Raw genomic sequence first — 22,656 nt, forward strand, 5'->3', positions numbered from 1 at the left:
GCCCCTCCATTACGAAAGCGGGATCCGCGGGTCCAAGGGTTCCCCCGATACCGCTCGCGCTCGCCTCTGGCAGCGCGAGAGCGGAGGGATCCCCCTGCAGTCGCATGATCGTGCACTCGACTGCTCGTACGGCCGGCCGAGCCGCCTGTGGGCGCGGATTCCTCAGGGCGCCGCCTCGCTGAGTGTGTCGATGGCCTCGCGCAGCCAGGATCTCTCCGCCGTGCCGGTGGCTCGGGCGACGCGCAGCATGCCCTCCCGGAACAGGTCCCCGGCCTGTTCGGCGCCCACCGGCTCGCCGCCGCGGTAGAAGAAGCTCGACGGGGTGTCGAGGAACTCCAGGCGGCGGCGCAGCACCGCGGCCTGTGCCGCGGGGTCGGCCAGGTGCCGCAGGAACGACAGCACCGTGTTGAACCGGACCTGGTCGGTGATCTCGGCCTGCTTGGGGTGGCGCAGCCGCTCCAGCAGTTCGGCGCGGCCCTGCTCGGTCAGGGACAGCACCCGGCGAGGGGCGGCGCCCGTGCCCTCCTCGGTGTGCTCGTCGAGCATCCCGGCTGCGACCAGCCGGTTGATGGCCGGGTAGAGCGCGCCGTCACTGACCGGGCGAACGTGTCCGGTGAGCGCCCTGATGCGCTCCTTCAGTTCGTAACCGTGCAGCGGCTCCTCGGCGAGGAAGCCGAGGATCGACAACTCCAGCACCCGCACTCCTCCTTGCGACGCCCCCGGCCCTCATGCTAGCTCTTATCGAGTTACCTCTAAACGAGGTAGCTCGATTCGAGGAGGAAGTGCGTGATCCGGAGTGCGACCCCGACCGCGAAAGTTCACCGCGCGCAGCTCATAGCGCTCGCCCGCCCCGTCTACCTCTCGCTCCTCGCCTCGGTCGCCTCCGGCATCGTCAACACCGTGTGGGTCTCCCGCCTCGGTGGCGCCGCCGTCGCAGCCGTGGCCGTCGCCACCAACACCGAGAACGTGCTGCTCGGTGTGGCGCTGGTCTTCGCCTCCGGTACGACCGTGCTGGTGGCGCACGCCCGGGGCGCCCGGGATCCGGCCGCCGTGCGCGCCGCGGTGCGCGGGGGCTGGGCGCTGTGCGGGCTGGTCACCCCGCTCGTCGCGGTGGGTGGCCTGCTGCTGCGTGAGCCGCTGGCCCGCCTGGTTCTCGGCAGCACCGACACCGCGCCCCTGCGCCTGGCCGCGGACTACTTCGCGATCTCCCTGCCCGGCATGGCCGTCTTCTTCGTCCAGCAGCTCGTCGACGGCATCCTCAAAGGCGCCGGCGACACCCGGACGCCCCTGCGGCTCGCGCTCCTGGCCAACGGCCTGATCCTCGTCGCCGATCCGTTCCTCATCCACTTCCACGGCGTCCGGGGCGCCGCCGCCTCCACCGTGCTGTGCCGGGCCGCCGCCCTCACGGTGGGCCTCGTCGCCGTGCGCCGCAACGCCCTGCTGAGGTCGGCCGCCCGGGTCCGCCCGGCCCACCCGCTCGGCACGGCCCTGCGCCGCGGCCTGACCACGGGGCTGCCGATGTCCGCCGACTTCACCGTGCGCCAGGGTGGAGCGCTCGTTCTCGTGGCGATCGTGGCCCGGCTCGGGATCAGCGCGGTGGCGGCCTACGCGATCGCCTACAAGGCCATGTACGTGGCCACCATGGCCTTCTACGCTCTGCGGCAGGCCGCCGCGATCCACACCGCGCACACCAGGGGAGCGGGCGGCGAGGCACGACGGGACATCGGCCGCCAAGCCGTACTGGTCTCCGGGACGCTGGGTCTTGCGGCCGCCGTGTCGTTCGCCGTCGCGGCTCCCTGGGTCATGACCGCGTTCGCGGCCGGACCCGAAGTCGCCCACCAAGGGGTGCTGTTCCTCCGCTGCGTCGGGCCCTACCTGCTGCTGATGGCCTGCTTCATCGCGCTCGGCGGGGTCTTCGAGGGAAGTGGGGGAGCGCCCATGCTGCTGTGGGTCACCCTGCTCGGCACGGCCGTCCAACTCCCGCTCGCCTACGTCATGTCCGGCCTCGGGCTACCGGGCGTCTGCCTGGCGCTGGCGCTCGCGATGACCGTGCAGTGCGCTGTCGTGGCGACGTTGCTGCGGCGGACCCGGCGTACGGCGGAGACCGTGGCCTCACTGGTGCGGACCAGCTGACGCGTGCTCAGTGCAACCGGCGACGGCTGGGACGGGCAGCGGCGTGCAGCCGGCGGGCAGGGCGGGGCGTCCTCGGCGGTGGCTGCCGTGTCCGGGGCCGGATCAGCGGGAATCCCGCGAGTCGCGATGAGTCCTGCGGCATCCGGCGGTCGTACCCTCGAACCCGTCGCCGAGGAGGCCTTCTGATGCGCAGCGTGACCTATTCGATGGGCATGTCACTTGATGGCTACGTCGTCGGGCCCGACGGCCGTTTCGACTGGACGGCGCCCGACGAGGAGGTCTTCCGCTTCGTCACCGACGAGATCCGGGAGGTCGGCGTCCACCTGTTGGGACGGCGGCTGTACGAGACGATGCTGTACTGGGAGACCGCCGATCAGGATCCGTCGCTCGCCGATTCGATGCTGGAATGGGCCGCGCTCTGGAAGGCGATCCCCAAGGTGGTGTTCTCCACCACGCTGTCGGCGGTGCAGGGGAATGCCCGCCTGGCTTCGGACGGCCTGACGGAGGAGATCGAGCGGCTGCGCGCCGAGCCCGGGGAGGGGAACATCGCGATCGGCGGCGCGACCCTCGCCGCCGAGGCGGCCGCGTCGGGTCTGATCGACGAGTACCGGGCCAGGGTCTACCCGGTGCTGGTCGGCGGTGGCGTTCCGTTCTTCGCCCAGGACGAGCGCCGGGTGGACCTCGAACTCGTCGAGGCCCGAACCTTCGGCTCAGGAATCGTCTTCCTCCGCCACCGCGTGGCACGTCAGGGCTGAGTCCCCAGAAACGGAATGTGGACCCCTGGGCGGCGTCCGCGTGACGTAGCCAGGTTGAACCGCCGCGTTCACCAGGGCCCACGTATCCAAAGGGGCAATGCTCAGCCCACGGAGGCGTGGGCCGGAGCAAGCACGGCGACGGAGCACGGCTCGGCGGCCGTCCCGGCATGGTCCGAGGGCGCCGACTTCGGTCGGGCGTGCGCGGAGTCGAGGCGGAGCATGGCCGCCTCGTCCGGGCTGCCGGGGACTGCCTGGTAGACCACCATGCGCTGGCCGCCCGTCCGGGCCAGCTGCATGACCTCGTAGGTCAGGGTCATCGGACCGACCTTCGGATGCCGGAAGCGCTTCTGCCCGCCACCTCGCTCGCAGACGTCGTACCGCTCCCAGAGTCGCGCGAACTCCGGTGACTTCAACACCAGTTCACCGACGAGCGAGGTCAGCTCGGGGTCGTCGGGATCGGCTCCGGCGACCGCTCGCAGATGCGCCACCGAGAGTGCGACCGTCTCCTCCCAAGGGTCGTAGAGGGTTCGGCCGACCGGGTGGAGGAAGAGATACCGGGTCAGGTTGCGCTGCTCCTGTGACCAGTCCCAGAGCCCGGGCAGCAGTCGCCGGCCGGGCGGGTTCGCGGCCAGGATGCGGTTGTAGCGGCTCACCACATAGGCGGGGAGCGGACGCACCGACTCCAGCATCCGCAGCACCGAGTCGCGGACGGTGTGGTCGGAAGACGCGGGCAGCTCACCGATCCGGCCGGAAGCCAACTCCACCAGCTCGTAAAGGCGTTCGTAAGCGTCACCGCGCAGCCGCAGGGCGCGGCCGAGCGCGTCCACCACGGCGGGGGAGGGGTTGCTCTCCCGACCGCGCTCCAGACGGATGTAGTAGTCGACGCTCACTCCGGCCAGCGCGGCCAGCTCCTCCCTGCGCAGTCCGGGAGTACGGCGCAGTCCCGCGCCGACCGGGAGGCCGACGTCCTCCGGGCGGACCTGCGCCCTGCGGGCCTTCAGATATCTGCCGAGTTCGGTACCACGTGCGTCTGTTGCTGCCATTCGGCTCATTGTGGCAGGTCGACCGGGCATGTGGGGGGCCCTGTCAGGACCAGGAACGCCGCACCCCGGGAACGGCCCGGTCTGCCAGGTGGCCACGTGAGGGCGGAGAGTTGTTCCCGAAGCGGGCGGCCCGACCGCCGGGGCCCAGGGGGTGCGAGGCACAGGACCGCGACCCCGGCAGCCTGGGGCCGCCCGCCGACCCCTTCCGATGCGAAGTCAAGTGCTTTTTCCCACAACGGAGTTCAGCATGCGTTCCACCTCTGTCCGTTCCACGTCCGCGCCGGCCCACGGCCGCGGTCAGTCGTCGTCCGCCGCGCCCGTGGACGGGCGACGACACTCGCACGGGGTTCGACCAGCCGCGCCGCCCTCCGACGCCCCCGCCGTGCCCCGTCGCGGCGGCGTCGCGCTGGTCGCTTCGCTGCTCGGCTTCACGGTGATCACCATCGACGTCTCGGCCGTGAACATCGCCCTGCCCGCCATAGGGAAGTCCCTCAGCGGCGGGATGACCGGACTGCAGTGGGTGGTGGACGCCTACACCGTGATGTTCGCGGCCCTGATGCTGTCCGCCGGCGCCCTCGCCGACCGAGCGGGCGCCCGGCGCGCCTACGCCTGGGGAGTGGCCCTGTTCACCCTCGCCTCCCTCGGCTGCGCGATGGCGCCCGGCATCGGCGTACTGGTCGGCGCGCGCGTGGTGCAGGGCGCCGCCGCCGCGATCGTGATGCCGGCGTCCCTGGCTCTGGTCCGGCAGGCGTACGAGGACCCCCGTGCACGTGCCCGCGCCATCGCGCTGTGGACGGTCGGCGGTTCGGTGGCGATGGCCGCGGGCCCGGTGCTGGGCGGACTGCTCACCGAGTCGGCCGGCTGGCGGGCGGTGTTCCTGCTCAACCTCCCGGTGGGCGCGGTGATCCTGGGCCTGCTGGTCCGGGTGCCGCGCTCGGTGCGCCGGCCCGCCGCGGTGGACGGCGGCGGCCAGCTCACCGCCGTGCTGGCCCTGGCCGGCCTGGCCTTCGCGGTGATCGAGGGCGGCCACCTGGGCTGGACCAGCGGCCCCGTGCTGGCCGCCGCCGCGCTCGCCGTCGCCTCCGGGTACGCCTTCCGGGTCGTCGAGTCCCGGCACCGTCAGCCCATGGTCCCGCTGGGCATGCTGGGCGACCGCCGGGTGGCCGTCCCGCTGGCGGTCGGGTTCGCCGTCAACGCGGCCTTCTACGGCGGCATCTTCCTTCTCGGGCTGTACTACCAGCAACTGCGCGGGATGTCGGGGATCGCAGCCGGGCTGATGTTCGTCCCCATGTCGGCGGTGGTGACGGCGACCAACCTGGTCTCGCCGCGGCTCGCGGAGCGGACCGGCCGCCGGCCGGTGATCGTCGCCGGTCAGCTCATCTTCACCGGGGCGATGCTCGCCATGCTGCCGCTGGCCGTGCACACCCCGGTGTGGCTGGTGCTGGTTCTGCTGCTTCCGCTGAGCGTCGGCGGTGCGCTCGTGGTACCCGCGCTGACCGCGCTGCTGATGGACGCGGTGCCGGGAGAGCGGGCGGGTACGGCCTCGGGGCTGCTCAACTCGTTCCGCCAGACCGGCGGTGCGCTCGCCGTCGCCCTCTTCGGCAGCCTGCTCTCCGGCCCCGGCGGAACCTTCTCCCTCCCGGGCATGCGCATCGGCCTCCTCGCCATCGCCGCCCTGCTCCTGGCCACGGCCGCCCTGTCCCGCCTCCTCCTGCCTCGTCGCTGAACTGGCTGGCGCCTCAGCCGCTGGCCAGGTTCAGGTCGAGGAGAGAGAGCAGGCGGTCCCAGTGGCGCTGCAGAGCGGAGCGGTCGAAGGCGTCACAGTGCGGGATCCTCGATCGAACAGCGGGCCCGCACCGGTCCGTACGGCGCTCAGAGGAGCGCCGGGTCACCGATCCGTGTGTGGCGCAACGCCGTCCCGGCAGTCATCGCCGCGCAGCAAGGCCCGCCGGTCAGAGCCGACGCCAGCAGGGCAGTTCGGAACACTGGAGACGTCGCCGGGACCAAAGAATCAGATCAGCCCAACGCGGCGTGCAACGGGGAACCGAAGTCGACGATCCGACCGGTCTCCCTGAGGATCCGCGAGGCCGCGGCGTTCACGTCGGCCGGTATGTCACCGCGTTCCTGGACGAGCCGGTCGTAGATAGGTGCGTCACCCCAGGCCTGTCGGATCCCGTTCTGCTGGCTCACTGTCTTGTGCCTCCCTCAGCTGTACAAACGACCAGCGAGTGTACGGGTGCGGACGGCACCGCGGGGCCACCCCGACGACCAAAGGACGCCGGGGTGGACCTCATGTGAAGAAGCCCCCTGGAAGGCGGGCGGATCAGCGCAGTCCGGCGAAGAGGTCGTTCTCGGGCACGACCGCGCCGGTGGTGTCCCGGACACGTACGAAGGTCTCGACGCCCATCAGCTCGGTGAACCTCTTCTGGCCCATCTTGAGGAAGAAGATGTTCTCGCCCTGACTGGCGTGCGCGGCCAGGGCATCGAACTTCTGGCCTCCGAACTCGCTGGTGTCCACCCAACTGGTGATCTCCTCGTCCGGGAGGCCGATCTCGGGCGTCGCGGCCGCCTCGGCGGGATCCGGCTCCTCCCAGTCCCCACCGAACTCCCGCATGACCTCACCGAACCTCTGCATCATCGAGCGGGGCGCCGTCGTCCAGTACACCTTCGACGCCGGCTCGGTCATCTCCAGGGCCCTCATCGTGATGCGGTTCGCCTGGATGTGGTCGGGGTGGCCGTAGAAGCCGTTCTCGTCGTAGGTGACGACCACGTCGGGCTGGTAGCGGCGCAGGAGTTCCGCGAGTCGGGCGGCACCGTCCTCCACGGGCGTCCGCCAGAACGATCCGGGGGTGTCGTTGCTCGGCCAGCCCATCATCCCGGAGTCGGCGTAGTCGAGCATCTCGAGGTGACTGACCTTCAGGATCTCGCAGCTCGCTTCGAGTTCCCGACGGCGCATCAAGGCGACGGCCGCCGGATCGTGCTCGGGATCGCCCGGCTTGACACCCCCCGGTCCGTCACCGCAACTGCCGTCGGTACACGTCACGAGGACGGTGCGGATGCCCTCCGCCGCGTACCGTGCGAGGACCCCTCCCGTTCCAGTGGCCTCGTCGTCGGGGTGGGCGTGCACCGCCATGAGCGTCAAGGGCCGGTCGTTCATGAAGCAGTCCTCCTGAGTGAAACGGTCTCGGTGCAAGTCTGCGGCCGGCACATCGGGGGTCGCCCCGATGCCGGGTGACCGGGCGTACCGCGGACCCGGGGACCGGCACCGCACGGGCGGATGATCCGTCGGTCTCTCCGGTCGTCGCCCGTGCGGTGCCGGTCCCCTTCCGGTGCAACAGCGCCGACCGGACCGGCTGTTCCCGCCGCGCAGGGGGGCTCCGGTGCCCAAGCCGCTGGGGGGAAGACGACTTCAGCGCGCGATGCGGTACCGGTGCTCGGGGCGGCCGTTGGTGCCGTAGCGGAGTTCGAGGCGAACCGTGCCCTCCTTGACGAGGTAGGACAGGTATCGCTGGGCGGTGGCGCGGGACACGCCGGTCGCGTCGGCGGCTTCGGCGGCGGACAGGGAGGCGGGGGCGGTGCGCAGGGCCTGGTGGATCGCGCTGAGTGTGGGGGCGGAGTGGCCCTTGGCCGGGACCCGGGGGACGGCGGGCGGTCGGGCGGCGCTGAACAGGGCGTCCACGTCGGCCTGGTCGGCCGTGGTCGTCCGGCTCAGAGCGTCGACACGGTCGTGGAGCTGGCGGTAGGCGATGAGCCGTTCGGCGAGGTCGGCCGACCCGAACGGCTTCACCAGATAGCCGATGGCACCGAGTTTCATCGAGGCCCGCACGGATGATATGTCGTGGTCGGCAGTGATCATGAGGGCGTCGGGGCGGGCGTCGCCCCGCTCCTGGCTGAGGTTCCGCAGGACGTCGAGCCCGCTCCCGTCGGGCAGGAAGACGTCGAGCAGCAGCAGGTCCGGCTGCAGCGCGCGGACCGCCGACAGCGCCTCGGCCACGGTCGCCGCCTCGCCGACGACCTGGAAGCCCTCCACCCGGTGCACGTAGTCGCTGTGGATCTGACCGACCCGGAAGTCGTCGTCCACCACCAGGGTCCGGATCATCAGCTCTCGCCTCCCATCGGCAACGCCCGTGTGAACAGCGCTCCCTGCGGCCCCGGTGCCGTGTCCGGCAGCGGCAGCACGACCGTGAAGACCGCGCCCGAGCCCGCGCTGACCGTGATGGTGCCGCCGTGCCGCTGCACCAGCCGCTGCACCAGGGCCAGCCCCAGGCCTCGGCGCGCGGTGCCCCGCTCGGGGCGGGTCGACCAGCCGTCCTCGAAGATCGACCGGGCAGCGTCCGCGGAGATGCCCGGGCCGTTGTCCGCCACTCGTACGACGATCAGCTCGTCGCCCTCGGTCAGCGTCAGCCGGATCCGGCGTCCGCCGTCGGCGGGTGGCGCGTCGGCCGTCGCGTCGATCGCGTTGTCGAGCAGGTTGCCGACGATGGTCAGCAGCCGCCGCAGGTGAGGTGGGTCCGCGCTGAGCGCGGAGTCGTCGGTGAGGACGATCCGCACCCCGCGTTCGGCGGCCACCGTCGTCTTCGCCACGATGAGCCCGACCATCAGCGGGTTGCCGATGTGCCGGCGCACGGCCTCGGTCAGTGCCTGTCCCGAGCGGGCCGTCTCGATGGCGTACTCGTACGCGGACCGGTGCTCGCCGATGTCCAGCAGCCCGGCCAGCGTGTGCATCCGGTTGGTGAACTCGTGCTGCTGGGCCCGCAGGGCGTCGGTGAGCCCGCGCACCGAGTCGAGTTCGCGCAGCAGGCCGATCAGTTCGGTGCGGTCGCGCACGGTGACCACGGCGCCCAGTTCGTGGCCGTGCAAGGTGACCGGCATGCGGTTGACCGCCAGACAGTGACTGGTGGTCAGAACGCTGACATCGGTGCCGGGCAGAGTGCCGTCCAGTGCGCGGCGCAGCCGGCCGTCGGGCAGCACCTCCTCCAGCCGGTGGCCGAGCGCGGTGCCGAGGCCGAGCAGCCGCCGGGCCTCGTCGTTCACGACGGTGATCCGCCCGTCGGGGTCGAAGGCGACCACACCCTCCCGAATGCCGTGCAGCATCGCCTCACGGTCCTGCAGGAGACCGGCGATCTCCTCCAGCTCCAGGCCGAACGTGGTCCGCTTCAGGCGCCGCGCCAGCAGGAAGGCCGCCGCCGCACCGATGGCGGTGGCGGTGGCGGCGTACAGACCGAAGGTGGGGAGCTCGCGCCAGAGTTCGCCGAGCACGTCGTGCTCCGGGATGCCCACCGAGACCTCGCCGACCAGTGCGCCGGAGGGCCCGTGCAGGGGGGCCTTGCCGTTGGCGGACCGCCCGGTCGCGCCCTGGTCGGCGCCGACGTGCGGGTGGCCGTCGCGCACCACGATCGGTTCGTCCACCGGCTCGCCGATCAGCGCGGGGATGGGGTGCGAGTGCCGCACGCCGTGCAGGTCGATCACGACGACGTAGGACGCTCCGGAGGACCGGCGGATCCGCTCGGCGACCGTCTGCACCACGTTGCCGCTTCCCCCGCGCGCCATGGCCTGCTGGATCTGCGGGTCGGCAGCAGTGGTCTGTGCGATCGCCAGGGCCCGCTGTTCGTAGGAGCGGTCGAGTTCGGCCCGTTGTGCGAAGGCGAACAGGACGAACCCGATCACGCCGGTGAGCGCGAGGATGCCGAGCTGGTTGCCGAGGATCCGTGTGGACAGTCTCCGCTTCCCGCCGCGGCCTGTCCGGAAACGGATGGGTATCACGGGTGCCTCTTCGTTCCGGTCATACGTCGTGCCGGGACGGCCGATGCACGTGCCCGGGTGGCGCGATTGTGCCTGATGGCCAGGGTGCTGCCCACCCCTGCCCCGATGAGCAGAACGAGCAGAAGCCCGCTTTACGCAACTATTGCGAACTAGCTCTGAAACCGCGACGTCGTACGCGGCCGCCCCTAGCGTCTGCCTTCCCCGGTCCGAGAGGGACCTCGACGAATCCCCCGGGGAACCCCGAGGAACCCCGAACGAAGGAAGGAAGCGGCTCCCACATGGCTTCGCGAAACGACGTCGCGACGAGCCAAGGATCCGATGCGGCGGAACATGCGAACGCACGCATCGAGATCTCCGGGCTCACCAAGCGATTCCTGACCCCTGCCGGTGAGGTGTTCACGGCGCTGCAAGGCGTTTCGTTCACCGTGGAGCCGGGCCAGTTCTGTGCCGTGGTGGGTCCGACCGGCTGCGGCAAGTCGACGACACTGAGCATGGTGTCGGGGCTCGACCGGCCCAGCGAGGGCTCGGTCAAGGTCGGCGGCCGTGAGGTGAACGGCATCACCGACGGTGTCAGCTTCATGTTCCAGACCGACGCGCTGCTGCCCTGGAAGACCGTCCTGGGCAATGTGCTGATGGGCCCCGTCTTCCGCGGGGTGCCCAAGCAGCAGGCGCAGGCCTCGGCGCGCGACTGGCTGCGCAGGGTCGGTCTCTCCGGGTTCGAGGACCGCTACCCCCATCAGCTGTCCGGCGGTATGCGCAAGCGTGTGGCGATGGCCGCGGCCCTCATCAACGAACCCAAGATCCTGATCATGGACGAGCCGTTCGGCGCCCTGGACGTGCAGACCAAGGCCATCATGTCCACCGAGCTGCTGAGCCTGTGGGAGCAGATCCGCCCGTCCGTCGTCTTCATCACCCATGACCTCGACGAGGCGGTGGCGCTCGCCGACCGGGTGGTCGTGATGACGTCAAGCCCCGGCTCGGTCAAGGCGGTCTTCGACATCGACCTGCCCCGCCCCCGCGGCTCCGTCCAGGAGATCCGCTTCCAGCCCCGCTTCATCGAAATCCAGCACCAGATCTGGGACACGCTGCGCGAAGAGGTGGAGCGTGCCTACGCCCTGACCGCGGGAGGCAAGGAATGAGTACGACGTCCACCGTGCCCGCTGCCGGCGCCACCGACGGTGGGCACGGCCCGGCGGCGGTCGCCGCGCAGCGCGCCGCGCGGCGGCGTGTCGCCCGGGTGTGGGCCGGCCGCATCGGCCTCGCGGTCCTGGTGATCGGCGGCTGGCAGGCCTTCACCACCTGGGGCATCGTCGACCCCTTCTTCTTCGGCCAGCCGTCCGGCATCTGGCAGCGGCTGCTCGACCTCTTCCAGCACGGCACGCAGTTCGGCTCCTTCTACCAGAACATCTGGACCACCATCGAGGAAGCGCTCATCGGCTTCGTCGTGGGTGCCGTCACCGGGGTCGTCTTCGGTGTCGCGCTGGGGCAGAGCCGCTACCTCTCCGATGTGCTCGGCCCGTACATCAAGATGGTGAACGCGATCCCGCGCATCGTCCTCGGCTCGATCTTCATCGTCGCCTTCGGCATCGGCGTCACCCCGAAGATCCTGCTCGCCGCGGTGCTGGTGTTCTTCATCGTCTTCTTCAACGCCTTCCAGGGCGTGCGCGAGGTCGACCGCAACGTCCTCGCCAACGTCAGGGTGCTCGGCGCCTCTCGGATGCAGATCACCCGGCACGTCATCGTGCCCTCGGCACTGACCTGGATCATCGCCAGCCTGCACAGCGCCTTCGGCTTCGCCATCGTCGGCGCACTGGTCGGTGAGGTGCTCGGCGCGCAGAGCGGACTGGGCCTGGTCATCAAGACCGCGCAGAACAACTTCGACCCCAACGGCGTGTTCGCCACGATGCTCGTCATCGCGGTGATCGTGCTCGGCGCGGAGTGGCTGATCGGCAAGCTCGAACACCGGCTGCTCTCCTGGCGCCCACCCTCTCCGTCCGAGGCGAACGTCCTCTGACACCGGCGTCTCCGGCCGTCCCCCCGGTTCGCCGCGCCCCCGTACGGCGGTTCCCCCAGTCCCGAAAGGTGTATGCCTCGCCATGCTCAACAGAACTCTCACCGTCTCGATCGTGACCGTCCTCGCCCTCGGCGCCGCCAGCGCGTGTTCCGGCAACTCGGGCAGCTCCGGATCGTCCGGCTCCGGCGGCACGCCGACCGTCCGGCTCATGGTCGGCGGCATCGACAAGCAGATCTACCTGCCCTACCAGCTCGCCCAGAACCTCGGCTTCTACAAGAAGTACGGCGTCAAGGTCGAGCTGAGCACCGAGCAGAACGGCGGCATCGGCGCCGAGGAGGCCATGGCCTCGGGACAGGTGGACATGGCCGGCGCCTGGTACAACCACACGATCGAGTTCCAGGCGAAGGGCAAGGCGGTCGAGGACGTCGTCCAGCTGTCCGGCGCGCCGGGCGAGCGGGAGATGTGCACCACGAAGAGCGGCGTGAAGTCCGCTGCCGACTTCAAGGGCAAGACGCTCGGCGTCACCGACCTGGGCTCGGGAACCGACACCCTCACCCAGTTCATGGCGGCGAAGAAGGGCGTCAAGACCAACCAGTTCCACCGGCTCGCGGTCGGTGCCGGCTCCACCGCGGTCGCCGCGCTGCAGAACGGCAAGGCCGACTGCGTCATGACGACACAGCCGACCGTCGCCGCGATGCAGAAGAAGGGTGTCGCCACCTCCGCGATCGACCTGGCCACCACCGACGGCGCCAAGGCGGCGCTGGGCGGCGCGTTCCCGGCCGCCAGCGTCCTCGCGCGCACCGACTGGGTGAACTCGCACAAGGACGCGGTGCAGAAGGTCGTCGACGCACTCGTGGCCACCATGCACTGGATCCACGACCACAGCGCCGCCGACATCGCGAACAAGATGCCGGCGTCCTTCGTGCAGAACCAACTGGTCACCAAGGCCGACTACATAGCGGCCCTCAACGAGGACAAGGGCCAGTTCCTGCCCGACGGACTCATGCCGGCGGGCGGCCCCAAGACCACCCTGGCCACCGAGCAGATGGTCGGCACCGTGACCTCGTCGGTGGACCTCAGCAAGACCTTCACCAACGAATTCGCCACCAACGCCAACAAGAAGGAGGGCTTCACCACCACCACGACCCCGGCCGGAGCCGGCGGCTGACCCCCTCCGGCCCCGCACGAGGCCGCCCGGGCCACCACGGCCCGGGCGGCCTCGGCCTGGGGAGACGGCAGGGGCGGCAGGTGCATCTGACGCACACCGCACCCCACACCGACACCCGGACCACGCCCCTCGGCCGGGCCCGGAGAGCGCCGGGGCTCAGCCCGTCTCCCCGCCCCCGGTGGGTCGGTGCTAGTCGGTGCGTACGTGCGCGCGAACCCCTTGCAGGCCGAACAGGATGAGAAGCTCGACCACGCCGCCGTCGGCGCTGCCCAGCCAGTGGGGCAGGGACGTGTCGAACTCCGCCGCCTCACCCGACGACAGCGTCAGGTCGCGCTCGCCGACCACGAGCCGCAGACGACCGCTGAGCACATAGAGCCATTCGAAGCCTTCGTGGGTCTGCGGGGTCGGTTCCAGTGGTTCAGGTGAGGCGGGGACGACCATCTTGAACGCGTGCACCCCGCCCGGTCGCCGGGACAGGGGCACGAACGTCATCCCGAACCGTCTGATCGGCTTGAGGTGGATTCGGGGGTCACCCGTGCGCGGGGCACCTACGAGGTCGTCCAACGGAACGTCGTAGATACGGGCCAGCGGCAGCAGCAGTTCCAGGCTCGGCCGGCGCTGCCCGCTCTCCAGCCTGGACAGAGTGCTCTCCGACACGCTGGTCGTCGCCGCGAGATCGGCGAGGGTGAGGCCGCGGTCACGACGCAGCGCGCGAAGGCGCGGCCCCACCGCGTCGAGCACGTCGTCGTCCGTCCTGCGATCCATCAGGCCATCTTGCCGTAACCGCAAGATTCCGTGCCAGGGCGAGGGGGCCTGGCGAGACTGGGCTCAAGCCGACACGAGGAGCCTTGATGAGCACTACCGATGCGGTCGCGTTCTGGGACGGCGTCTACGCGTCCCGGCCGGCGGCCGGCGGCCCGCAGCCGAACGCCCGCCTCACCGAGACGGTGACGGGCCTGCCGCCCGGTGACGCGTTGGACCTCGGCTGCGGCGACGGCGGCGACGCGCTCTGGCTCGCCCGACAGGGCTGGCACGTCACCGCCGTCGACATCTCGGCCGTGGCGGTCGAGCGGCTCGCGGTCCTCGCCCGCTCACACGACCTGGGCGACCGTGTCACCACCGCACGGCACGACGTGCGGGAGTCCTTCCCGCCCGGCGGATTCGACCTGGTCTGCGCCCACTACCTGCACAGCCCCTTCGACCTGGACCGGGCAACCGTCCTGCGCTCGGCCGCGCACGCACTGCGCCCGGGCGGGCGGCTGTTGGTCGTCGACCACGGCTCGGCCGCGCCGTGGTCGTGGAACAGGGATCCCGGCATCCAGTACCCGAGCCCACGGGAAGTCGCCGCGGGCATCGGCCTGGCCCGGCGGACATGGACGGTCGAGCGGGCCGACGCGTCCGTCCGGACCGCGACCGGGCCGGACGGGCGCACCGCCGAGGTCACCGACCACGTCCTCCTCATCCGTCGCACCGCCTGACATGGCGGCCGGCGCCCGCCCCGACAAAGGAAGGCCGACCATGCCGCCCAGCACCGTGCGCCGCAACCGTCGCCGCGACACCCCGCCGCCCCGGACCGCCGCCACCGAGAGCGAGACCCTGCGCGGATTCCTCGACTACCTCAGGGCCTCGATAGCCGCGAAGGTCGAAGGCGTCCCGGAACCGCAGGTGCGAACAGCGGCGGTGCCGTCCGGCACGAACCTGCTCGGCCTGCTCAACCACCTGGCTTTCGTCGAGCGCTCGATGTTCCTCGGGGACGGCGTCGCCGACTGGCAGGCGACGCTCCAGGCCGCACCGGCGGACAGCGTGGCCGATGTCGTCGCCCGGTACCGAGAAGCGGTCAAGCGCGCGAACGACGTTCTCGACGGGTGCACCGATCTGGGTGCACCGGTTCCCCGACCGCGCTCGGACCGCCCCGCTCCGACCGTCCGCTGGGCACTCACCCACATGATCGAGGAGACGGGCCGGCACGCGGGACACGCGGACATCCTCCGGGAACTCATCGACGGCACGACCGGTCGCTGATGTCGCTCGAACGTGTCCTCTCGGCCGGGGACACCGTCCGCGTCCGCCACGGTCGCACCACCGACTGGAAGGCTTCCTGACACGCCCAGGAAAAAAGTCGGTGGCCGCTGTCGATTCGGCCGCCTCTCGTTCGACGTCATGTTGTGCGGCGGCGCCTCGCCGCACAACGACGCCACGAAATCAGATGAGGAAGCACGTGGATCAACTGCTGAGGGTCATGAACTTCACCGTGTCGAGTGACGGCATCGGTGCCGGTGAGAACCAGAGTCTCGAGCGGCCGTTCGGCCATGCCCGTCCCGAGAAGCTCTTCGCCTGGGCCGGAGCCACGGCGAGCTGGCCCATGCGCACGGATTCAGGGGGGAGCCGGGGCCTCGACGACTACTTCACGCGGGACTTCGCACGCAACATCGGTGCCGAGATCATGGGCCGCAACAAGTTCGGGCCCCAGCGCGGGCCCTGGCACGACCATGAGTGGCTCGGCTGGTGGGGGGACGAGCCCCCGTTCCACACGCCGGTGTTCGTCATGACCCACCACAAGCGCCCGTCGTTCACGTTGTCCGACACCACGTTCCACTTCGTCGACGGCGACCCGGCCACGATCCTCGAACAGGCGCGGGATGCGGCGCAGGGCAAGGACGTCAGACTCGGCGGCGGAGTCAGCACCATCCGGCAGTTCCTCGATGCCGACCTCGTCGACACCATGCACGTCGTGGTCTCACCGGAGAAGCTCGGGTCCGGACTGCGGCTCTGGGAGTCCCCGGACGAACTGCTCGACCGGTTCCACCTGGAGGTCGTGCCCAGCCCGAGCGGCGTGACGCACCACCTGTTCTGGCGAAGGTGACGCGGGGACCCGCACGAGTTCAGGCGGCGACCGGTCCGAGCCGGCCAGGGCGAACCGCCCCGGCCCCGGCCGGTCGCCGCCGACCGCGCAGCGGCCGGCGGCCGTGTCGATGTGTGACACATGTACATCAGAGTGCGCTGTAACTCCTGGGCACTCCAGTGACGGCTGTGCCCAGCAATTGCTCTGATGACAACTACAACGTGGCTTCCAGGTGGGGCATGAGAACTGAAAAGTGGGTTCGGCGCGGTCGTCGTCGAGGTCTGAAGGCACGGACATGGGGGGCGCTGGGGGCGGTCGTCGCCGGCGGCGGCGTGGCCGTGGCGACAGTCGCGATGGCCGGGGCGGGAAGCCACGGGGGAGCGTCGGCCGCACAGGGGCCGATCAAGACCCATGTCCACTCGCTGTCCCTGACCGGGGCCGACGCGTCGCTCAAGACGCTGGGGGCCCGGTCCACGTCTCCGTTCAGCATGGTGGGCGTCACCTGGAACGGCGCGCACGCCAAGCTGCGGGGCACGGTCGACGTACGGACCCGTTCCGCCGACACCGGCCATTGGACACCGTGGCTGAAGATGCAGCAGCCGGACGACATCCCCGACGCCGCCGAACTGAACCGTCCCGGTGTGCGCGGCGGGATGTCGCCCATGTGGTCGGGGCCGTCGAACGGGATCCAGGTCCGTGTGACGGGCGCGGGCGAGAAGACCGTGCTGCCCGCCGGACTGCGGGTGGACCTGGTCGACCCTGGCAAGGCCGCCACCGGCGGGACGCAGACCTCCGCCATGGGCCCCGCGGGCTACGCCATGGACGCGGGGGCCACCGACACCGCGACGGCGGCGCCCACGGACACCGCCGCGCCGACGGACGACGCCGCCCCCACCGACCCCGCGACGGCGACAGCGGGCACCGGCGCTTCGGACACCCCGACCGCGACGGACTCCGCCTCGTCCACGGACACCCCCACCGCCACGGATCCGGCATCCGCCACGCCGTCCACCGGTACCTCCGCCTCCGCCTCCGCTCCCGCCTCGCCGAGTGCGTCCCCGACGTCGTGGCCCGGCCAGCTTCCGGCGCTGTCCGACGCATACCCGTCCTGCACGGCCTCATCGCCCGGCCCCTCCCCGTCGGCGTCGCCGATCCCGCCCGACCCGATGCCGGCCGCGACCACCTCGACGGTGGCGCCACCCACCGTGGTCACCCGGGCCGGCTGGGGCGCGGACGAGTGCGCGCGGGAATCGGGTTACCCCTCGTACGGCTCGGGGGTGAAGGTGATGTTCGTCCACCACACGGACACCACCAACGCCTACTCGTGCACGGACTCCCCGGCGATCGTGCGCGGCATCTACGCCGAGCACCTCAACCAGGGCTGGCGCGACCTCGGTTACAACTTCCTCGTCGACAAGTGCGGCACCGTCTTCGAGGGCCGCTTCGGCGGGATGGCGCTGCCGGTCGTGGGCGCCCAGACCTACGGGTTCAACACCAACAGCATGGGTGTGGCCGCCATCGGCACGTACACCGATCTCAGCGGCGGCGACTCCACGGCCAGTACCTTTCCCGGCGCCACGCCGACTCAGGCGATGCTCGGCTCCATAGCCCGCCTCGCGGCCTGGAAGTTCGGTATGACCGGCGTGAACCCGGGCACCGGCACCGCGTCGCTGCCCGAGGGTGCCTCCGACAGCTACGGCTTCACCCTGGGCAACAGCTACAACTTGAACGTGATCTCCGGGCACCGGAACGGCTTCGCCACCGACTGCCCCGGCAACCAGCTCTACAACGCCCTGAGCACGATCCGCTCCTACGCGGCAGGCCCGGTCGGCACGGTCTCCCTCACCGGGATGTCCGGCGGGGCGGCCAAGGCCGGGTCGAGCTACTACACCAAGGGCGCGGCCACGGTGAGTTGGACCACCGCCACGCCGTCCGCCGTGATCTCCGGATTCGACGTCCTGGTCGACGGCAAGGCCGTGGCGCACACCTCCGGCTCCGCCCGCTCCGCCTCGATCTCGGTCGCCTCCGGCAGCCACACCGTGCAGGTCCGCGCCACACACGTCCGTGGATCGACCACGCTGTCCGGCTCGGTACCCCTGGTCGGTGACACCACCCTGCCCACCTTCCCGACCGCTCCCGGCGTGAAGGTGCGCACCGGCACGGTGAGCTCCAGCGCGGTCCCGGTCACGGTGACCTGGAAGGCCGCCGACAGCGCGGCGCTCGCCAAGGTCATGGCGACCTCGCCGTCCTCGGCCACTTTCGGCCCGACGACGACGTCCTGGGCGACCAGCGCCAAGCCCGGCACCTCGGACCTGTTCGCCCTGAAGGCGTACGACGTGGCCGGCAACACCGCGACCTCCTCCGTCCACCGCACGCCGAACATCGTCCAGGAGACCTCCACCACCCGGACCGGCACCTGGACACGCCGTAGCAGCACCAGCTACCTGGGCGGCTACTCGTACAGCTCCTCGTCCGCCAAGGCCTCGATCAGCTGGACCTTCACCGGACGCTCGGTGGCCTGGATCGTCTCGCGGGCCTCCACCTCGGGGCAGGCGTACGTCTACGTCGACGGGACCAAGGTCGCCACGGTCGACCTGAAGTCCTCCACCACCTCCTACCGCCAGGCGATCTGGACCAAGACCTGGTCCAGATCCGCCACACACACCCTGAAGATCGTCGTGGTCGGCACCTCGGGCCGGCCGACCGTCACCACCGACGGCATCGCGACCCTCGGCTGAACACCGGCCGCACCCCGAACCCTCTGCCCGCGGGAAGCCCGCGGGCAGAGGGCTTTCCACGGCACATCCAAGTCGCTGGGTGCGCGGGAGGCACAGGGACGGCTCGCGGGCGATTCGCGAGTGACGCGGGACTTCCCGGTCGTTCGCGACCCGGACCGGGCAGGCCCAAGGGGGAGCCGGCCGGACCGCGTTGTCGGTGGCGGATGCGAGGCTGATCGGTATGAACGGCGATGAGCAGCTGCTGCGCGGCCGGGTCTACGGCTGCGACCACGACGACCCCGACCCGGGCCCACAACAGCACCGGACCTACGCCAAGCTCATGGGCGGTCCGCTGGACGGGCTGCTGCTGGACATCACGGGCTGGCGCGCGGAGGAAGTCGACGACGGCGCGGCTCTGTCCACCGAGCTCGGGCGGTACCCCGGCGGCCGGTCGCTCTACGAGCCGCTGCCCGGCGAACCCCGCACGCCAGGCCCGGGCGTCAGGTGCCGATTCCACCACCGCGGCGACATACCCTGACACCCGCGCCGGTCGCCACGGTCCCCCGGAGCCTCGGGGAAACAGGGGAGAGCACGCCCGATGAGCGCTGCGCGCCCTGGCTCGCTCCCACCCATGCCCCGGGACGGGCCCTCGCCCGGTTCCCACTCTCCACGGGCTTCGGCCTCGCCGTCTCTCCGGCGGCCATCACGGCCCTCGCGCCCCATGGTCCCGGCGCCCTCTGGGGCAGCCTCGCAGCCGCCACGCTCCTGTCCGCGGGCGCCGTCGCCAAGGAGAAGGACCCGAGCGGCAGCACCGTTCCTGACGGGACAGCCCTCGGACACGGACGGCTCCGCGAGCGTCCGCAGGTCGCCGGGCTCGACGACGAGGGCGCCCCGGCCGTCGATCGAATAGCTTGGTGAGCAGGACGAGAGGCCGGGGGTGGCGATGACCGTCGTACTGAGGGCGGCAGATCTGATGCTGCGCCCGTGGGAGGCTGGTGACGCCACCGCGCTGGCCGCGCTGGCCGACGACGAGGAGCTGCGTCGCTGGACGTCGCATCGGGTGGCCGGCCAGCCGGACGCGGTGGACTGGATCGCCGCACAGCGAGCGGGCTGGGAGACGGGGGAGCGGCTCAGCTTCGCGGTCGTCGTGCACGGGCGGGTGGCGGGGCACATCGTGCTCAAACGGCCCGGTGGCGCGGGCGCCGTGGCCGAGATCGGCTACTGGACCGGTGCCCCCGCGCGTGGCCTCGGTCTGGCCTCCCGAGCGGTCGAGATGCTGACCGCCTGGGCTTTCGACAGCGGTGGGGGAGAGGGCCTGGCCCGCCTGGAACTGATCCACAACGTCGGCAATCCGGCCTCCTGCCGCGTTGCCGAGAAGGCGGGCTACGCCCTCGAAGCCGTGCTCCCGCCACGCCCACCCCACCCGTTGGAGGGACATCTCCACGTGCGAGAGCGTGGGGCCGTGGCAGCCTCCTCAACGCGCTCGGGCAAGGCCCGCGGACGCGATCCTCGACAAGGTCGCAGCGTTCGGCCGGAAGACCTCTGATCCAGGGCACGCCCGGGGCGCGCGCCGGGTCGATGCCTACGGTGCGCCGGGAAGCCGGACCGTGACGAGGAGGCCGCCCTCGGCGCGGGGGACCAGGTCGAGGGTGCCGTCGTGGGCGCGTACGACGCTGTTCACGATGGCCAGGCCGAGGCCGACACCCGCGTGCTCGTCGGTGCGTACGCGTTCCGTTCCGCGCTGGAAGGGCTCGGTGAGGGTCGGCACCAGCTCCGGTGGGAGCCGACGGCCCGTGTTCTCGACCCGCAGCACGCTCGTGTCGTGGTGCGTCTCCGTGTGGACCGACACGGTGCCGTCGGCGCGGAGGTTGTGGACGATGGCGTTCTGGACGAGGTTCGTCACCATCCGCAGCAGGAGCTCCGCGGAGCCGCTGGCCCGGGCAGCCGTACCGGTGACGTCGAGAGTGATCCGGCGCTGTTCGGCGAGGGGCAGCAGCGTTTCGACGGCCTCTTCGGCCATCAGGGACAGATCGACGCTCTCGCGGGTGAAGTTTCCGCGGTCGCCGCGGCTGAGCAGCAGGAGGGCCTCGGTGAGGTCGATCGCCCTCGCGTTGACCGTGTGCAGGCGCTCGATGAGTTCGCCCCGGTCCCTCGTGGGATCCTTGCGGGCCACGTCGAGGAGCGTCCGCGAGATCGCCAGCGGGGTGCGCAGTTCGTGGGAGGCGTTCGCGGCGAACCTCCGCTGCTCGGCGATGTGGGACTCGAGTTGATCGAGCATCGAGTCGAACGCGTCGGAGAGCTCACGGAATTCGTCCCGGCGGCCCTTCATACGGACCCGGTGGGACAGTGACCCGCTCCCGGCCGCCCGCGCCGCATCCGTGATCCGCGTGAGTGGTGCGAGCATCCGGCCGGCGAGGATCCATCCCCCGACGAGGCCGAACACGAGAAGGAACCCCATCGCCACGGCCGCGGCGGGGGCGAAGGTGTGCACAAGGAGGTAGCGGTTGGGCGCGATCCCGAGCAGGCCCTTGGGGGTGTCCGGCACGTAGCGCAGCAGGAACCCCCACACCACGGCCAGGAGCAGCGCGCCGGCGAGGGCGAGGAATCCGGCGTAGCTGAGGGTGAGTTTCAGCCGGGCACTGAGCCCAGGGCGTCTATACATGCCCAGTCCCGGGTTCGGTGGTGTCCGTACCGGTCTCGATCCGGTAGCCGACACCCGGCACGGTGGAGATGATCCGTGGTTCGCCGAGCCGTTTGCGCAGTGCCGAGACGGTGATGCGCACGGCGTTGGTGAAGGGGTCGGCGTTCGCGTCCCAGGCCCGCTCCAGCAGCTCCTCGGCACTGACGACCCCTCCCTCGGCGGCGACGAGGACTTCCAGCACGGCGAACTGCTTGCGGGTGAGGGCGACATGGCGTCCGTCCCGGAAGACCTCACGGCGGAAGGGGTCGAGGCGCAGGCCCGCGATCTCGGTGACCGGGGGCCGGGCGTGGGCACGTCTGCGGTTGAGTGCCCTGAGCCGCATGACGAGTTCGCGAAGCTCGAACGGCTTGGTGAGGTAGTCGTCGGCGCCGAGCTCGAACCCGGAGGCCTTGTCGTCGATCCGGTCGGCAGCGGTGAGCATGAGGATCGGGATGCCGCTGCCGGAGGCGACGATGTGCCGGGCGACCTCGTCGCCGGAGGGGCCGGGGATGTCGCGGTCGAGGACCGCGATGTCGTAGGAGTTGACGCCGAGCAGCTCCAGGGCGGAGTGCCCGTCGCCGGCGATCGCCTCCAGCCGCAGACCGTCACGAACGGCTTCGGCCAGGTAGGGCTCGTCCTCCACGATCAGTACGCGCATGTCCGAAGCCTAAGCAGAGCCCCATGTCGTCGGCGTATGCGAGGGGGTGAGCACACCGGACAAGCGGCTCAGCCCGCGGGTGCCGGCACGGGGCGAGGCCGGTCCGACGGTGTGTGGGCCGTAGTGCGCCACCAGCGGCGCGACGCCAGCGCGGCCAAAGCGGCCCCGGCGGTGTTGACCAGAACGTCGTCCACGGAGGACACCCGGTCCAGAACCAGGACGTACTGTGCGGTTTCGACCAGGACTGAGCAGCCCGCGCCCAGCGCCAGGACCCGTGTCAGGGACGCCAGCGCCGCGAAGCGCATCGGAGCGAAGAACCCCAGCGCCGCGAAGACCAGCAAGTTGCCGACGATCCCGACCGGCCCCATCGTGACCAGGTCCCGCAGTGGTACGAGGCTCACGCGGCCGGGAACGGTGCCCGCTCCGGCGCCCGGCATCATGGTCAGCCACAGGAACGGCACCGTCCCGTGGACCATGCCCACCTCCGCCAGCGACAGCCGCCACGCCGACGTGGCGCCCGCGGCCCGCCGACGGTACGCCAGAGCCCACGCCACCAGGAGGGCCAACGGCAGCGTGACCAACGTCATGAGCACCACGCCGTTGAACGTGTCGAAGCAGCCGTGCCACCGCCCGGCCACGCACATCGGAGCGGACATCATGAGCGGCCGCCGCACGACGAACGCGGCACTCGCCGTGCCGAGCACCGCCAGACCGAGGAACACGATTCTTCGTGCGCGGTGGGGCGGTGCCGACGGCGATGCGTTGTGGTTCATGCCCCCATGGGACACGGAGGGCCGTTGCGGTGGCGTATGCGATTTTCGATACACCCGCGATACACGGAATCCCGGGCGTCGAGCAACTGACGCAAGCTGACGGCATGTCT

The 22,656-nt window shown here is 71.0% G+C and carries 22 protein-coding genes and 1 pseudogene; 13 read left to right on the plus strand and 10 right to left on the minus strand.

Annotated features, from left to right (window positions below):
* Nucleotides 1–162 precede the first annotated feature (162 nt).
* Nucleotides 163–696, minus strand: a complete 534-nt coding sequence (locus ACZ7FF_RS13860) for a PadR family transcriptional regulator (protein WP_470812182.1) — start codon at nt 694–696, stop codon at nt 163–165.
* A 90-nt stretch (nt 697–786) separates the two neighbouring features.
* On the opposite strand from ACZ7FF_RS13860, the gene ACZ7FF_RS13865 reads away from it, so the two are divergent.
* Nucleotides 787–2,133 (plus strand): MATE family efflux transporter, encoded by a 1,347-nt coding sequence (locus ACZ7FF_RS13865; protein ID WP_470812184.1) that lies wholly within the window; start codon nt 787–789, stop codon nt 2,131–2,133.
* A 185-nt stretch (nt 2,134–2,318) separates the two neighbouring features.
* On the plus strand, nt 2,319–2,888 hold the full coding sequence (locus tag ACZ7FF_RS13870; RefSeq protein ID WP_470812186.1) for a dihydrofolate reductase family protein: 570 nt from the start codon (nt 2,319–2,321) through the stop codon (nt 2,886–2,888).
* Between the two features lie 101 nt (nt 2,889–2,989).
* Here the strand turns inward: ACZ7FF_RS13870 and ACZ7FF_RS13875 are convergent, their stop codons facing one another.
* Nucleotides 2,990–3,931 (minus strand): helix-turn-helix domain-containing protein, encoded by a 942-nt coding sequence (locus ACZ7FF_RS13875; RefSeq protein WP_470812188.1) that lies wholly within the window; start codon nt 3,929–3,931, stop codon nt 2,990–2,992.
* Between the two features lie 382 nt (nt 3,932–4,313).
* On the opposite strand from ACZ7FF_RS13875, the gene ACZ7FF_RS13880 reads away from it, so the two are divergent.
* A complete protein-coding gene (locus ACZ7FF_RS13880; protein WP_470812190.1) occupies nt 4,314–5,657 on the plus strand; it encodes an MFS transporter in 1,344 nt (447 codons plus the stop codon).
* 290 nt (nt 5,658–5,947) lie between these two features.
* Here ACZ7FF_RS13880 and ACZ7FF_RS13885 read toward each other — a convergent pair whose 3' ends face one another.
* The 4 genes from ACZ7FF_RS13885 to ACZ7FF_RS13900 form a co-directional block, all read right to left on the minus strand.
* Nucleotides 5,948–6,121: a hypothetical protein gene (locus tag ACZ7FF_RS13885; protein WP_470812191.1), complete on the minus strand. Its 174-nt coding sequence runs from the start codon at nt 6,119–6,121 to the stop codon at nt 5,948–5,950.
* A gap of 133 nt (nt 6,122–6,254) precedes the next feature.
* The gene (locus tag ACZ7FF_RS13890; protein WP_470812192.1) at nt 6,255–7,088 is read right to left on the minus strand and encodes a PIG-L family deacetylase; all 834 of its coding nucleotides are present in this window, start codon (nt 7,086–7,088) and stop codon (nt 6,255–6,257) included.
* A gap of 252 nt (nt 7,089–7,340) precedes the next feature.
* The gene (locus ACZ7FF_RS13895; RefSeq protein WP_470812194.1) at nt 7,341–8,030 is read right to left on the minus strand and encodes a response regulator; all 690 of its coding nucleotides are present in this window, start codon (nt 8,028–8,030) and stop codon (nt 7,341–7,343) included.
* A complete protein-coding gene (locus tag ACZ7FF_RS13900) occupies nt 8,030–9,694 on the minus strand; it encodes an ATP-binding protein (RefSeq protein WP_470812196.1) in 1,665 nt (554 codons plus the stop codon). Before ACZ7FF_RS13900 ends, ACZ7FF_RS13895 begins: the two co-directional genes overlap by 1 nt.
* Before the next feature lie 278 nt (nt 9,695–9,972).
* Between ACZ7FF_RS13900 and ACZ7FF_RS13905 the strand changes: the two genes are divergently transcribed.
* The 3 genes from ACZ7FF_RS13905 to ACZ7FF_RS13915 all read left to right on the plus strand — a co-directional run bounded on the left by ACZ7FF_RS13905 (nt 9,973) and on the right by ACZ7FF_RS13915 (nt 12,876).
* Nucleotides 9,973–10,833: an ABC transporter ATP-binding protein gene (locus ACZ7FF_RS13905; RefSeq protein ID WP_470812197.1), complete on the plus strand. Its 861-nt coding sequence runs from the start codon at nt 9,973–9,975 to the stop codon at nt 10,831–10,833.
* Nucleotides 10,830–11,708: an ABC transporter permease gene (locus ACZ7FF_RS13910; RefSeq protein WP_470812199.1), complete on the plus strand. Its 879-nt coding sequence runs from the start codon at nt 10,830–10,832 to the stop codon at nt 11,706–11,708. The genes ACZ7FF_RS13905 and ACZ7FF_RS13910 overlap by 4 nt, the downstream gene beginning before the upstream one ends.
* An 82-nt stretch (nt 11,709–11,790) precedes the next feature.
* A complete protein-coding gene (locus ACZ7FF_RS13915; RefSeq protein ID WP_470812200.1) occupies nt 11,791–12,876 on the plus strand; it encodes an ABC transporter substrate-binding protein in 1,086 nt (361 codons plus the stop codon).
* A gap of 189 nt (nt 12,877–13,065) precedes the next feature.
* On the opposite strand, the gene ACZ7FF_RS13920 is transcribed toward ACZ7FF_RS13915, so the two are convergent.
* Entirely contained in the window at nt 13,066–13,641 is a 576-nt protein-coding gene (locus tag ACZ7FF_RS13920; RefSeq protein ID WP_470812202.1) for a helix-turn-helix domain-containing protein, read from the minus strand.
* 86 nt (nt 13,642–13,727) lie between these two features.
* On the opposite strand from ACZ7FF_RS13920, the gene ACZ7FF_RS13925 reads away from it, so the two are divergent.
* The 7 genes and pseudogenes from ACZ7FF_RS13925 (at nt 13,728) to ACZ7FF_RS13955 (ending at nt 19,981) form a co-directional block, all read left to right on the plus strand.
* On the plus strand, nt 13,728–14,354 hold the full coding sequence (locus tag ACZ7FF_RS13925; protein ID WP_470812203.1) for a class I SAM-dependent methyltransferase: 627 nt from the start codon (nt 13,728–13,730) through the stop codon (nt 14,352–14,354).
* 40 nt (nt 14,355–14,394) lie between these two features.
* Nucleotides 14,395–14,898 carry a DinB family protein gene (locus ACZ7FF_RS13930; protein WP_470812204.1) on the plus strand — a complete coding sequence of 168 codons (504 nt, stop codon included), beginning with the start codon at nt 14,395–14,397 and terminating at the stop codon, nt 14,896–14,898.
* Between the two features lie 196 nt (nt 14,899–15,094).
* Nucleotides 15,095–15,739: a dihydrofolate reductase family protein gene (locus tag ACZ7FF_RS13935; RefSeq protein WP_470812206.1), complete on the plus strand. Its 645-nt coding sequence runs from the start codon at nt 15,095–15,097 to the stop codon at nt 15,737–15,739.
* Nucleotides 15,740–16,056: 317 nt separating this feature from the next.
* On the plus strand, nt 16,057–18,456 hold the full coding sequence (locus ACZ7FF_RS13940) for a peptidoglycan recognition protein family protein (protein ID WP_470812207.1): 2,400 nt from the start codon (nt 16,057–16,059) through the stop codon (nt 18,454–18,456).
* Between the two features lie 220 nt (nt 18,457–18,676).
* Complete coding sequence (locus ACZ7FF_RS13945; protein WP_470812208.1) at nt 18,677–18,973, plus strand: hypothetical protein; 297 nt, start codon at nt 18,677–18,679, stop codon at nt 18,971–18,973.
* Nucleotides 18,974–19,053: 80 nt separating this feature from the next.
* Nucleotides 19,054–19,353 (plus strand): annotated as a pseudogene (locus ACZ7FF_RS13950) (hypothetical protein); the annotation flags it as partial.
* A gap of 25 nt (nt 19,354–19,378) precedes the next feature.
* Nucleotides 19,379–19,981 carry a GNAT family N-acetyltransferase gene (locus ACZ7FF_RS13955; protein WP_470812209.1) on the plus strand — a complete coding sequence of 201 codons (603 nt, stop codon included), beginning with the start codon at nt 19,379–19,381 and terminating at the stop codon, nt 19,979–19,981.
* Between the two features lie 36 nt (nt 19,982–20,017).
* Here the strand turns inward: ACZ7FF_RS13955 and ACZ7FF_RS13960 are convergent, their stop codons facing one another.
* The 3 genes from ACZ7FF_RS13960 to ACZ7FF_RS13970 all read right to left on the minus strand — a co-directional run bounded on the left by ACZ7FF_RS13960 (nt 20,018) and on the right by ACZ7FF_RS13970 (nt 22,546).
* Nucleotides 20,018–21,097 (minus strand): sensor histidine kinase, encoded by a 1,080-nt coding sequence (locus ACZ7FF_RS13960; protein WP_470812210.1) that lies wholly within the window; start codon nt 21,095–21,097, stop codon nt 20,018–20,020.
* The gene (locus tag ACZ7FF_RS13965; RefSeq protein ID WP_470812211.1) at nt 21,090–21,773 is read right to left on the minus strand and encodes a response regulator transcription factor; all 684 of its coding nucleotides are present in this window, start codon (nt 21,771–21,773) and stop codon (nt 21,090–21,092) included. The genes ACZ7FF_RS13960 and ACZ7FF_RS13965 overlap by 8 nt, the downstream gene beginning before the upstream one ends.
* 68 nt (nt 21,774–21,841) lie before the next feature.
* The gene (locus tag ACZ7FF_RS13970) at nt 21,842–22,546 is read right to left on the minus strand and encodes a VanZ family protein (protein WP_470812213.1); all 705 of its coding nucleotides are present in this window, start codon (nt 22,544–22,546) and stop codon (nt 21,842–21,844) included.
* Nucleotides 22,547–22,656: the final 110 nt, after the last annotated feature.

The sequence above is a fragment of the Streptomyces sp. NPDC037126 genome (assembly GCF_055605965.1).